10 protein-coding genes and 1 tRNA gene are annotated in these 12517 nt (G+C 71.0%); 6 read left to right on the top strand and 5 right to left on the bottom strand.

Going from position 1 to position 12517, the window contains the following annotated elements:
* Positions 1 to 29 precede the first annotated feature (29 nt).
* The 3 genes from ACIRQH_RS15385 (at position 30) to ACIRQH_RS15375 (ending at position 3932) form a co-directional block, all read left to right on the top strand.
* Positions 30 to 1058, top strand: coding sequence for an SGNH/GDSL hydrolase family protein (locus tag ACIRQH_RS15385; protein ID WP_358817579.1), 1029 nt, complete (start codon positions 30 to 32; stop codon positions 1056 to 1058).
* Positions 1059 to 1610: 552 nt separating this feature from the next.
* Positions 1611 to 2831 (top strand): acetyl-CoA C-acetyltransferase, encoded by a 1221-nt coding sequence (locus tag ACIRQH_RS15380; RefSeq protein WP_404226105.1) that lies wholly within the window; start codon positions 1611 to 1613, stop codon positions 2829 to 2831.
* Between the two features lie 294 nt (positions 2832 to 3125).
* Positions 3126 to 3932 (top strand): hypothetical protein, encoded by an 807-nt coding sequence (locus tag ACIRQH_RS15375; protein ID WP_404226103.1) that lies wholly within the window; start codon positions 3126 to 3128, stop codon positions 3930 to 3932.
* 60 nt (positions 3933 to 3992) lie between these two features.
* Here the strand turns inward: ACIRQH_RS15375 and ACIRQH_RS15370 are convergent, their stop codons facing one another.
* Positions 3993 to 4304, bottom strand: coding sequence for a hypothetical protein (locus ACIRQH_RS15370; RefSeq protein ID WP_404226101.1), 312 nt, complete (start codon positions 4302 to 4304; stop codon positions 3993 to 3995).
* 104 nt (positions 4305 to 4408) lie between these two features.
* Between ACIRQH_RS15370 and ACIRQH_RS15365 the strand changes: the two genes are divergently transcribed.
* Positions 4409 to 4639 carry a DUF4287 domain-containing protein gene (locus tag ACIRQH_RS15365; RefSeq protein WP_355872289.1) on the top strand — a complete coding sequence of 77 codons (231 nt, stop codon included), beginning with the start codon at positions 4409 to 4411 and terminating at the stop codon, positions 4637 to 4639.
* Between the two features lie 107 nt (positions 4640 to 4746).
* Here ACIRQH_RS15365 and ACIRQH_RS15360 read toward each other — a convergent pair whose 3' ends face one another.
* From ACIRQH_RS15360 to ACIRQH_RS15350, 3 genes are all read right to left on the bottom strand, one after another.
* Positions 4747 to 5628 (bottom strand): Bax inhibitor-1/YccA family protein, encoded by an 882-nt coding sequence (locus tag ACIRQH_RS15360; protein ID WP_358817575.1) that lies wholly within the window; start codon positions 5626 to 5628, stop codon positions 4747 to 4749.
* Positions 5629 to 5844: 216 nt separating this feature from the next.
* Positions 5845 to 7050, bottom strand: a complete 1206-nt coding sequence (locus ACIRQH_RS15355; RefSeq protein WP_404226099.1) for a 4-hydroxybenzoate 3-monooxygenase — start codon at positions 7048 to 7050, stop codon at positions 5845 to 5847.
* A 144-nt stretch (positions 7051 to 7194) separates the two neighbouring features.
* Positions 7195 to 7277: transfer RNA gene (locus tag ACIRQH_RS15350), tRNA-Leu, on the bottom strand.
* A gap of 415 nt (positions 7278 to 7692) precedes the next feature.
* Here ACIRQH_RS15350 and ACIRQH_RS15345 point away from each other — a divergent pair.
* Together ACIRQH_RS15345 and ACIRQH_RS15340 are read left to right on the top strand one after the other, a co-directional pair.
* A complete protein-coding gene (locus ACIRQH_RS15345; RefSeq protein ID WP_355872296.1) occupies positions 7693 to 8463 on the top strand; it encodes an ABC transporter ATP-binding protein in 771 nt (256 codons plus the stop codon).
* 124 nt (positions 8464 to 8587) lie between these two features.
* Positions 8588 to 11116: an ABC transporter permease gene (locus ACIRQH_RS15340; RefSeq protein ID WP_388874350.1), complete on the top strand. Its 2529-nt coding sequence runs from the start codon at positions 8588 to 8590 to the stop codon at positions 11114 to 11116.
* Positions 11117 to 11205: 89 nt separating this feature from the next.
* On the opposite strand, the gene ACIRQH_RS15335 is transcribed toward ACIRQH_RS15340, so the two are convergent.
* Positions 11206 to 12495 (bottom strand): class I SAM-dependent methyltransferase, encoded by a 1290-nt coding sequence (locus ACIRQH_RS15335; protein WP_388874353.1) that lies wholly within the window; start codon positions 12493 to 12495, stop codon positions 11206 to 11208.
* Between the last annotated feature and the right edge of the window lie 22 nt (positions 12496 to 12517).

The raw sequence follows: 12517 nt of genomic DNA, 5'->3' as shown, positions 1-12517 counted from the left end.
GTACGGCTACGAGGAGGTGGCGGCGACGGATGTCGAGCTTGTCGAGGGCGAGGGTGGCCCGGCGGATCGCTGCGGGAGCGGCGTACGGCGGTGGCGGGGTCGGGCTGGTGGGCGCGGCTGCCGTCGGTCTGGTGCTGGCGGAGGTGCAGCTGGCGAAGCGGCACGTGGGCAACGGACACGCTCCGTACGCCCCGCGCGCGGACGGTCTCTACGGGTACGACTACGCGGGCGCCTCCCCTGACGAGCCGCCGCTGCGTCTGATGATGCTCGGCGACTCGACGGCCGCGGGCCAGGGTGTGCGGCGGGCCCGCCAGACGCCGGGTGCGCTGCTGGCGTCGGGGCTCGCGGCGGTGGCGGAGCGGCCGGTGGAGCTGTGCAACGTGGCGCTGCCCGGTGCCCAGTCGGACGACCTCGACCGGCAGGTCGTGCTGGCCCTGACGGACAGCTCCCAGGTGCCGGACATCTGCGTGATCATGGTCGGCGCGAACGACGTGACGCACCGGATGCCGCCGACGCGTTCCGTACGCCATCTGTCGGCGGCGGTACGGCGCCTGCGGACGGCGGGTGCGGAGGTCGTCGTCGGGACGTGTCCCGACCTCGGGACGGTCGAGCAGGTCCAGCAGCCGCTGCGGTGGCTCGCCCGGCGGGCGTCCCGTCAGCTGGCCGCGGCGCAGACGATCGGCACGGTCGAGCAGGGCGGGCGCACGGTGTCGCTGGGCGACCTGCTGGGTCCCGAGTTCGAGGCGAACCCGCGCGAGCTGTTCGGTCCCGACCACTACCACCCCTCCGCCGAGGGGTACGCGACCGCGGCCATGGCGCTGCTGCCCACGGTGTGTGCCGCGCTGAGTCTGTGGCCCGCCGAGGAGGAGCGGCCGGACGTCTCGCGCAACGAAGGCTTCCTGCCGGTTGCCCGGGCTGCCGCGGAGGCGGCGTCCGAGCCCGGCACGGAGGTGGCGGCCGCGATGCCCACGGGGCCTCGCGGCCCCTGGGCCCTCCTCAAACGCCGCCGACGCCGCCGCCTCCCCGCCACGGACCCGACCCCGGCCCCATCGACCTGACCCCACCGGAGCCCACCCGGTCCCCCGGGCCCCACTCCTGACCGGGGTGCGGGGCACTGCTCGCGCAGTTCCCCGCGCCCCTGGGCATCCCACCCGGCCGCCACCAAATCCGACCCCGACGACCCACGCTCCACCCCACCGCTCCCGACCGCGGGCCGACGAGGGCCGGCCACGCAGTTCCCCGCGCCCCTGGGAACCTCACCCCAGCCGGCACCGAAACCCGACCCCGGCTCACCCGACTGCGGACCCCCGAGGGGCGGGGGGAAGATTCAGCCCCTCCGGCGTTTGAGGAGCGGGGTCTGGGGCGGAGCCCCAGGTGGGGGCCGCACGGGTCCGGGCCGGAGCCCCAGGTGGGGGCCGCACGGATCCGGGGCGACCTGACAGGCCCAGGTAGGGAAAACGCCCCCGACTCCCAAGGCGCCCCCGCCAGAAAAAAGCAAGCGCTTGGAAAGTGCGGCCCGTGTCACACGTCGAGACCGGTGACCCGGGCGGTACGTGCGGGTAACTTCCCAAGCAGCCCTGCACACATCCCAGAGCGCCAATGGAGCCGTGATGCCCGAAGCCGTGATCGTCTCAGCCGCCCGCTCCCCGATCGGCCGCGCCTTCAAGGGCTCCCTGAAGGACGTGCGTCCCGACGACCTGACCGCCACGATCATCGAGGCCGCCCTGGCCAAGGTCCCCGGGCTCGACCCGAAGGACATCGAAGACCTCATGCTCGGCTGCGGCCTCCCCGGCGGCGAGCAGGGCCACAACCTCGGCCGGATCGTGGCCGTACAGCTGGGGATGGACCACCTCCCCGGCTGCACGATCACCCGTTACTGTTCCTCCTCGCTGCAGACCTCCCGCATGGCCCTGCACGCCATCAAGGCCGGCGAGGGCGACGTCTTCCTCTCGGCGGGCGTCGAGATGGTGTCGCGGTCGATCAAGGGCACCTCCGACGGCATGCCGGACACCCACAACCCGCTCTTCGCCGACGCCGAGGCCCGCACGGTCGAGGTCGCCCAGTCGGAGGGCTCGTCCTGGCACGACCCGCGCGAGGACCGCCTGATCCCGGACGCGTACATCGCGATGGGCCAGACCGCCGAGAACCTGGCCCGCCTCAAGGGCGTCACCCGCCAGGACATGGACGAGTTCGGCGTGCGCTCGCAGAACCTCGCCGAGGAAGCCGTCAAGAACGGCTTCTGGGAGCGGGAGATCACCCCGATCACCACTCCGGACGGCACGGTCGTCAGCAAGGACGACGGACCGCGCGCGGGGGTGACGCTGGAGGGCGTCCAGGGCCTCAAGCCGGTCTTCCGCCCCGACGGCATGGTCACCGCTGCCAACTGCTGCCCGCTGAACGACGGCGCCGCCGCCCTCGTGATCATGTCCGACACGAAGGCCCGCGAGCTCGGCCTGACCCCGCTCGCCCGCATCGTCTCGACCGGCGTCACCGGCCTGTCCCCCGAGATCATGGGCCTCGGCCCCGTGGAGGCGAGCAAGCAGGCGCTCCGCCGCGCCGGCCTCACGGTGGACGACATCGACCTGTTCGAGATCAACGAGGCCTTCGCCGCCCAGGTGATCCCGAGCTACCGCGACCTGAACATCCCGCTGGACAAGCTGAACGTGAACGGCGGCGGCATCGCCGTCGGCCACCCCTTCGGCATGACCGGCGCCCGCATCACCGGCACGCTCATCAACAGCCTCCAGTTCCACGACAAGCAGTTCGGTCTGGAGACCATGTGCGTCGGCGGCGGCCAGGGCATGGCGATGGTCATCGAGCGCCTCAGCTAGGACATTCGCGAACTCCCGTTACCTTCTGGGTGACGGGAGTTGAACGCAAGGTGACCGAATCGGCCCAGAGTCCCCCAACCACCAGGGCTCTGGGCCGATTTGTGATCCAATCCCATCCAAGATGTGACCTATGTCCCTCCCGACAGGCGTTCGCGCAGGTCAAAGTGGTTGCGTGGCTAAACCCCGGCCCCAAAGTCCTGTCCCATTTGTGACGTTACGCACTGACAGTTTGATGGTTCGCCCTTCAAGCTGATGTAGGAAGTCGGGGGCCGACTTTGAACCGGGAGTACGTCAGTGAGCGCCATGCCGATTGCTTTGCTGCTCACCACCGCCGCCACCGCGGCCGTGGGCGTCGCCGCTCTGCGCACCCTGCGGGGTCTGCGCCGGCAGGTCGCGGCCCTGCACAACGAACTGGCCGAGAGCCGCGCCGGTGACGCGCGCGGCCTCGTGCCCGCGGCGCGTGGAGCGGCCGACGCGGACGAGATACGCACGGCCGTGGCCGAGGCGCTCGCCGAGGAACGGGAGCGCGAGCTCGCCGAGGCGCGGGCCTTCTGGGCCGCCCAGGAGGCGCGGGACGCCTCCGACGCGCCCTCGCTGCTCGGACTGCCCGACAGTGAGCTGTTCCTGCCGCGTCACTCGGACTTCGTGGGCCTGGAGCACCTGGAGCCGGTGACCGAGGCCGGTCCGGACGTCGAGGACTTCCTCCAGGGCGGCGCCTCCGGTGACTCGCCCGAACTCGCCGCGGCCCGCCGCCGGCACCCCTCGCACCCGGACTTCGTCCCCGTCCAGTCACCCGTGGTCAACGACCACGAACGCACGGTGGCCTGCCTGGAGGAGCTCGCCGAGTGCCGTACGGAGCTGGCGGACGTCCGTCCCGGCCCGCTCGGCACGCTCGACGTGTACGTCTTCGCCGACGGCACCACGCTGTGCATGACCCCGGGCCACCGCGAGACGGCCGAGCAGCTCGCCGCCGCGCTGGACGCCGGTGAGACCCCGGTCCTGCTGGGCGGCTCCGGCGTCTCGGGCGCGTACGCCCTGACCTTCGCCTTCGGCGAGGAGAACGTGTACATCCTGGCGGACCGCGTCATAGCGTCGCTGTGACGTCCGCGCCAGGAGCGCCCCACCGAGCACCACACCGCGCGCCGGAGTCGATCCAGTGGATCAGACCCCGGCGCGTTTCTGTGCCTGCGCGACGAGCGTGACCGCTTCGGCCAGTTCGTCCTCGTCCTTCAGTACGAGCGCCAAGTCGTGCGCGGCGACGGTGATTTGGTCGGCCGCCGCGAACATCCCGGCGTCGGGCATCTCCCGGCGCTCCCCCGAGGGGTCCTCGACCCGCTGGGTGCGCAGCGCGAACTCCCTGGCCAGACCCAGCGCCTCGGCCGCTGCGCTGCGCTGCAGGCGGCTCTGCGGCGCGGCGCGCAGCCGGTCGGCGAAGTGGTCCACGGCTCGGGTCAACGGCGTCGTATCCAGCACGCCGCGAGACTACGCGCAGCGGCGGGACTGTTGCCAACAACCCAACGCTCAGGCACGGTGGCGTGAAGGACCGGCTTACATCCCCTTTGCGTCCGGAGGCGCCGATGTCCCACGTCTTCTCCGAGGAGACCCATCGCAATCTGCTCGCCCGCATCCCCCATTGCACCGGTCGTGAGATCTCCGACTGGATCCGCACCGTCGACGAAGGCCCCTCCCTCTTCCGCTTCGAGGAGAAGGTCAGCTGGCTCCGCGCCGAGCACGACCTCGCGTACGGCCACGCGAAGGCGATCATTCACGAGTACGACCTGAGGAGGGCCGCGCGCAAGCTCCTGTGAGCGCGCGCACCGCCGAGACGAACGGCACCTACGACGAAGGGCCCGCGAACCGGTGAGGTCCGCGGGCCCTTCGTGTCGGTCGACGGCCGCCCGGGCCGCCGGCTCCGCTAGTCGTCGCCGCTGAAGATGGCGACCAGCCGCAGCATCTCGACGTAGATCCACACGAGCGTCAGGGTCAGGCCGAACGCGGCCAGCCACGCCTCGTCCTTCGGCGCGCCGTAGGCGATGCCGTCCTCGATCTGCTTGAAGTCGAGGGTGAGGAAGAAGGCGCCGATCAGGATCGCCAGGATGCCGACGATCGCGCCGAGCGGGCCGTTGCTGCGCAGACCGCCGTCCGGGGCGACACCGAAGGCGACCAGCAGCAGGTTCACCGCCAGGACGACGACGAACGCGATGGCGATGGTCATGCCGATGCGCGCGTACCGCGCGGTGACCCGGATCCAGCCCGCCTTGTAGACGAGGAGGGTGGCGCCGGTGACCGCCATGGTGCCGAGCACGGCCTGGAAGGGAGCGCCGGACCATTGCGAGTTGTACATCTCGCTGAGGACCCCGAGGAAGACACCCTCGAAGGCGGCGTACCCGATGATCAGGGCCGGTGTGGCCTTGCGCTTGAACGACTGCACCATCGCCAGCACGAAGGCGACGAGCGCCGAGCCGATGGCCAGGCCGTAGCTGGTGCTGGAGACCGGCAGCAGCGCCCAGGCCAGGACGGCACCCACGACGACGGTGCCGAGCGTCATGGCCGAGCGCAGGACGACGTCGTCCATCGTCATACGGCCGGCGGAGACCGGGGCCTGCGGCGGAGCGCCCTGCTGAAGGTCCTGCTGTGCGTACGGGTTCTGCGCGTAGGGGTTGCCGCCCTGCTGGGCGTACGGGTTCCCCTGCGTGCCGACAGCGGGTCCCCCGGCCTGCGGCGCCGCGTTGAAGCCCGCGTAGCCGTTGTCGCGGCTGAACCCCCGTCGCGAGAAGACCGGGTTACTGCTCCTCATTTCACTCCTCCATGGCCACCTGCGTGTGCCTTGGCTCAAGAGTAATAGGTAGGCAAAGGACCGACCCTAGTGCTTGGGGAGGATCTTTCCCTTGGTGGTGCCACCGTACGCGTGTGCCCCCACGCACGCCCGTACTGGTACGAAGCCGTGACCACCGGCTTCCGAGAGCTCTCGTGCCCTGTCAAGCAACCTTGATCCCTTCTTATTCCGCTTCTCCTACGACCTGGGCGTCCCGCCCGGTGCCGCGGCCTCGAAGGGGAAGCCCGTGTAGCCCTCCGCGAGGTCCGCCGCGGCCGACCGGGAGGCGGCGAACCGCTCCAGGCGGGCGAGCTGGAGGCGGTCCTCGAAGGGGCTCGCGGCGGGGTCGCGGTGCAGCAGGGTCGTCATGTCGTACGAGAACCGCTCGGCCTGCCAGACCCGGCTCAGACAGGTCTCGGCATAGGAGTCGAGCAGGGCGGCCGATCCGGTGTCGCGGAGACGGACGAGGGCGCGGGCGAAGGTCACGACGTCGCCGACGGCGAGGTTGAGGCCCTTGGCGCCGGTCGGCGGCACGATGTGGGCGGCGTCCCCGGCGAGGAAGAGCCGGCCGTGCCGCATCGGCTCGTGGACGTGGCTCCGCATGGGGGTGACGGACTTCGCCGTGATGTCGCCCCGGCGCAGCCGCCACCCGTCGGTGGTCTCCAGGCGCCGCTCCAGCTCGTCCCAGATCTCCTCGTCGCCCCAGGCCGCGGGGTCGGTGCCCTCGGGCACCTGGAGGTAGAGCCGGGACACGGCGGGCGAGCGCATGCTGAGCAGGGCGAAGCCGCGGTCGTGGCGGGCGTAGACGAGTTCGTCGTGCGAGGGCGGCACGTCGGCGAGGATGCCGAGCCAGGCGAAGGGGTAGGTCCGCTCGAAGACGCGGATGAGCGCGGCGGGCACGGCCTTGCGGGCGACGCCCCAGAAGCCGTCGCAGCCGACGACGTAGTCGCACTCCAGGACGTCCTCGCGTCCCTCGTACCGGAACCGCACGCGGGGCCGGTCGCCCTCGGCGCCCTCCACGGCCAGCGCCTCGGCGCCGAAGAGCAGCGGCCCGCCCTCCTTGAGCTGGAGCGCGATGAGGTCCTTGCACACCTCGGTCTGCGCGTACACCATCACCGACCGTCCGCCGGTGAGGGCGGGGAAGTCGATGCGGTGCCGCTGTCCGGCGTACCGCAGCTCGATCCCGTCGTGGCGCAGCCCCTCCCGGTCCATCCGCTCCCCGGCGCCGGCGGCCCGGAGCACGTCGACGGTCCCCTGCTCCAGGATTCCGGCCCGCTGCCGCTGCTCCACATAGGTGCGGTCCCGGCTCTCCAGGACCACGGCGTCGATCCCGGCGCGGTGCAGCAGCCGGGCCAGCAGCAGCCCGGCCGGACCGGCCCCGACGATCCCCACGGTGGTACGCATCGGCACGCCCCTTCGCCTCCCTCTGTTCGTATGGTGAAATTTCCTTCACCTTTCCTCTCGGGGAGTCTCCGCCGCCGCACGACCGCTGTCAACGGTTCGCCTCGGGGCGCGGGAAGGTACGGGAGGGTGCGAGGAGATCGGAGGTGCCCGGAGCCGGACTTGAACCGGCACGCCCGCGAGGGGCAGCGAGGTTTAAGCTCGCCGTGTCTGCATTCCACCATCCGGGCAGGCCATGGGCTCCGCATCGAGATTCCGAGCCTATCGGGGCCCGTCCCCCGAACAGCGGGCGGGCGGACCGATGTTGTCTTATTTTATTGACGTCTGAGGGTGCATCAGCACCCGGTACGGGCCATCAGCACTTGCCAGCAGCCTTCCGGACCGTCTCGGCCCCCGTATACGGAATGACGGAATTTCACCGTCCGGGCGAAGCCGGCCCGAGGGTGGCGGGCGGTCCTGCGGCGGAGCGCGACCCGGAGGACCCTCAGGGCAGACCCGTCATCCCCAGGTATGACACAACGGCTCGCGGTGCGACCGGAGTCTGCCCCCGGAACCGGAACAGCGGCTGACTCCGGGGCGCGGATCAGCACGGACGATGGAATCCGTCCCTCGCACATCTCGTCGTCCCGACAGGAGCACCCTCCCGTGACCACCACTCCCCTCGCCGGCACAAGCACCGCGGTCGCAGCCCGCGCCACGGAACTGTCGAAGGTCTACGGGCAGGGCGAGACCCAGGTGGTCGCCCTCGACCAGGTCTCCGTCAGCTTCCGCCAGGCCGAGTTCACCGCGATCATGGGCCCCTCCGGCTCGGGCAAGTCCACGCTGATGCACTGCGTGGCCGGCCTGGACACCTTCTCCTCGGGCTCGGTGCGCATCGGCGACACCGAACTCGGCTCCCTCAAGGACAAGCAGCTCACGAAGCTGCGCAGGGACAAGATCGGCTTCATCTTCCAGGCGTTCAACCTGCTGCCCACGCTGACCGCCCTGGAGAACATCACGCTCCCGATGGACATCGCGGGCCGCAAGCCCGACAAGCAGTGGCTGGACACGGTGATCCGGATGATCGGCCTCGCCGACCGGCTGGGCCACCGGCCGTCCCAGCTCTCCGGCGGCCAGCAGCAGCGCGTCGCGGTGGCCCGCGCCCTCGCCTCCCGGCCCGACATCATCTTCGGCGACGAGCCGACCGGAAACCTCGACTCGCGCTCCGGCGCCGAGGTCCTCGGCTTCCTGCGCAACTCTGTACGGGAGTTGGGGCAGACCGTGGTGATGGTGACCCACGACCCGGTGGCCGCCGCCTACGCGGACCGGGTCGTCTTCCTCGCCGACGGCCGGATCGTCGACGAGGTGTACGAGCCGACGGCCGACTCCGTCCTCGACCGTATGAAGCAGTTCGACGGCAAGGGCCGCACGAGCTGACCCCCGGCCGGGCGTCCCACCCGGACACCCCCGGTACCCCGCACCTCCTCGGCGGCCCCGCACCCCTTCCGCGCCCGCTCGCGGCTTCCCGCGCCCTCCTGCGACTCCTGGACTGAGAAGACCCATGTTCCGTACCGCCTTGCGCACCGTGTTCGCGCACAAGGCCAGGCTCCTGATGACCGTGCTCGCCGTACTGCTCGGCGTGGCGTTCGTGTCGGGGACCCTGGTCTTCACCAACACCATCTCGGACGCCTACCAGAAGAGCTCCGCCAAGGGCTTCGACCAGGTCGACGTCGCCATCCGCCCGGAGAGCGCCGAGGACAAGGGCGACACCGTCGGCGCGACCCACAAGCTGACCCGTCCGCTGCTCGACAAGGTGGCCGGGGCACCGGGCGCCGCCTCCGCGATCGGCGTGGTCGACGGCTTCACCGCCATCGCCGACAAGGACGGCAAACTCATCGGTGGCGGCTTCCAGTCCCAGGGCGGCAACTACTGGGGTGAAAAGGACCCCCGTTACCCCCTGACGGCCGGTCACGCGCCGCACGGCACCGGCGAGGTCGCGATCGACGCCGAGACCGCGAAGCGGGCCGGCTACCACGTCGGCGACACCGTCCGGCTGTCGGTCGACGGTCCCGTCCTCAAGCCCGTCGTCACCGGCATCTTCACCACCGACGACGGCAACGTCGCGGCCGGCGGCAGCCTCGCCCTGTTCGACACGGCGACCGCCCAGAAGCTGTTCCACTCCGTCGGCTCGTACGACGAGATCGACGTCGAGGCCGCCGCCGGCACCAGCCAGACCGCGCTGCGCAACGCGCTCGACGACGTCGTGCCGAAGGAGGTCGCCTCCACGACCACCGGCAGGCAACTCGCCGACGACCAGGCCGAGATGATCTCCTCGTCGATGAGCGGCATGAAGACGGGCCTGCTGGTCTTCGCCGGGATCGCGCTGTTCGTCGGCACGTTCATCATCGCGAACACGTTCACCATGCTGGTCGCCCAGCGCACCAAGGAGCTGGCCCTGCTGCGCGCGGTCGGCGCCTCCCGCCGCCAGGTCACCCGGTCCGTACTGCTCGAGGCCTTCGTGGTCGGCGCGGTCGCGGCCGTCACCGGACTCGCCGCGGGCATCGGCATCGGCGCGGGCATGCGCTCCCTGATGGGCACGCTCGGCGCCACCGTCCCGGACGGCCCGCTCGTCGTGTCCCCCGGCACGGTCGCCACGGCGCTGCTCGTCGGTGTCCTCATCACGATGCTCGCCGCCTGGCTGCCCGGCCGCCGTGCCGCGAAGATCCCACCGGTCGCCGCGATGAGCAGCGTGCACGCGAAGGCGACGACGAAGTCCCTGGTACTGCGGAACACGATCGGCGCCCTGTTCGCGGCCGCCGGTATCGCCGTCGTCCTCGCGGCCACGACGATGGACGGCTCGGACGGCCAGGCCCCCATGGGCCTCGGCGCGGTCCTGCTCATCATCGGCGTCTTCGTCCTCACCCCGCTGCTGTCCCGCCCGCTGATCGCAGCGGCGGCGCCCGTCCTGCGGATCTTCGGCATCTCCGGGAAGCTGGCCCGGCAGAACTCGGTGCGCAACCCGCGCCGTACGGCGGCCACCGCCTCCGCGCTGATGATCGGCCTCACCCTGATCACCGGTATGACGGTGATGGCGGGCAGCCTGCAGAAGTCGATCGACAAGATGGCCAGTTCGGCGATCAGCGCGGACTACGTCGTCTCGATGGCGAACGGCAACACGCTCTCCCCGGACGTCGAGAAGAAGCTCACCGGGGTCGACGGGGTCACCGACGTCAGCCCGCTGCGCAACGCGCCCTCCCGCATCGACCGGCAGACGGAGTACCTGACCGGCGTCAACGGCGCGGCGATCGGCAAGCTCACCGATCTCACCGTCAAGAGCGGCTCGTTCACGGTCGGCGGCCCGCGCGTGGTGGTCGACGCGGACACCGCCGCGTCCCACGGCTGGAAGGCCGGCTCCGCCTTCCGCGTCTCCTACGAGGACGGCAAGCGGCAGAACCTGACCGTCGCCGGGGTCTACGAGGGCAACGAGCTGATCCAGGGCATCATGGTGGACAACGCCACGCTCGCCCCGCACCAGAGCCGTGTCTCCGACATGCAGGTCATGGTGAAGACGGCGGGCGGCGCCTCGGACGCGGCCAAGAACCGGCTGGAGAAGGCCCTCGGCGACAACCCGGCGATCACGGTCCAGGACAAGAAGGATCTCTCCGACAGCATCGCCCAGATGTTCACGCTGATGCTCAACATGCTCTACGGGCTGCTCGCGATGGCGGTCATCGTCGCCGTCCTCGGGGTCATCAACACCCTCGCGATGTCGGTCTTCGAGCGCTCGCAGGAGATCGGGATGCTCCGTGCGATCGGCCTGGACCGCAAGGGCATCAAGCGGATGGTCCGCCTGGAGTCCCTGGTCATCTCGCTCTTCGGCGGTGTCCTCGGCATCGGTCTCGGCGTGTTCTTCGGCTGGGCGGCCGGGCAGCTGATCGGCAGCAAGATGCCGACGTACGAACTGGTCCTGCCCTGGGGCCGGATGGCGGTCTTCCTCCTCCTGGCCGCGGCGGTCGGTGTCCTCGCGGCGCTGTGGCCGGCCCGCCGCGCGGCCCGCCTGAACATGCTGACGGCCATCAAGTCCGAGTAGCGGCCCGGATGCCACGAAGGGTGAGGGCCCCCGTTCCTGACACGGAACGGGGGCCCTCACCCTTCGGTCCTGCGCGGTCGGTCCCCGGGTCAGTTCCAGGTTCGCGCCCGCAGCGGCATCCCGGACTCTCCCGTTCCCTCCGGTGTCTTCACCGCCAGGACCTGGTTGACGCCGATGTTGTTGCGCTCGAAGGCCAGGGCGCTGGCCGCCATGTACAGCCGCCAGACGCGGGCCCGGCCGGGACTCGTGAGGCGGACGGCGCGGGTCCAGTCGGCCTCCAGGTTGGCGACCCAGCGGCGCAGCGTGAGCGCGTAGTGCTCACGGATGGACTCCACGTCGCGCACCTCGAACCCGGCCCGCTCCAGCTGGGTCACGGTCGTGCCCACGGGCGCGAGCTCGCCGTCGGGGAAGACGTAGGCGTCGATGAACTCGTCGACGGCGTACGCCGACTCGTCGCGCCGCGGCCGTCGGCCGATCTGGTGGTTGAGGAGCCGTCCGCCGGGCCTGAGCAGCCGGTTCAGCACCTCGGCGTACTCCAGATAGCGCTCGGCGCCGACGTGTTCGGCCATCCCGATGGAGGAGATCGCGTCGTAGGGCCCGTCGGTGACCTCCCGGTAGTCCTGCACCCGGATCTCCACCCGGTCGGTCAGGCCCTCCTCGGCGACCCGCTTGCGGGCGTAGGCGGCCTGCTCCTGCGACAGCGTCACCCCGACCACGCTCACGCCGTGCTCACGGGCGGCGTGAATGGCCATCGAGCCCCAGCCGCAGCCGACGTCCAGGAGTCGCTGACCGGGCTTCAGGTCGAGCTTGCGGGCGATGAGTTCGAGCTTGTCGCGCTGGGCGCCCTCCAGGGTGCCGCCGTCCTGCCAGTAGGCGCACGAGTAGACCATCGAGGGGCCGAGGACGATCTCGTAGAAGTCGTTGCCGACGTCGTAGTGGTGGCTGATGGCGCGTCTGTCGCTGCGTTTGGTGTGCAGGTGCCGGCGTCTGCGCATCTCCTCCGCGGGCGGCGCGGGCGGCAGCGGCGGCCCGGCCAGCTTCACCAGCCCGCGCACCGCGGCGCGCACCTCCGGGTCGCGCAGGGCCTCGCCGAGCCCCCGTGCGTCCTCGCCGCGCTCCCAGACCAGCCCGGACATGTGGGCGAGCACGGTGTAGAGGTCGCCCTCCACGCTCAGATCGCCGGAGACCCAGGCCCGCGCGAGACCCAGCTCGCCCGGCTTCCACAGCAGCCGGCGCAGGGCACGGCGGTTGCGTACGACGAGCGCCGGAGCGCCGGGCGGCCCGGCTTCGGAACCGTCCCAGGCACGGATACGCAACGGGAGCGGGACTCCCATCAACTGTTCGACAAGGCTCTTCAGCCGCGGCGCGGCGTCCTGCATGACCTACACCTCCGAGACAACA

This window comes from Streptomyces sp. NPDC102279, from assembly GCF_044766365.1.
GTDB lineage: Bacteria > Actinomycetota > Actinomycetes > Streptomycetales > Streptomycetaceae > Streptomyces.
The sequence above is the reverse complement of the archived record's forward strand: the minus strand, read 5'-3'. Positions and strand labels throughout refer to the sequence as shown.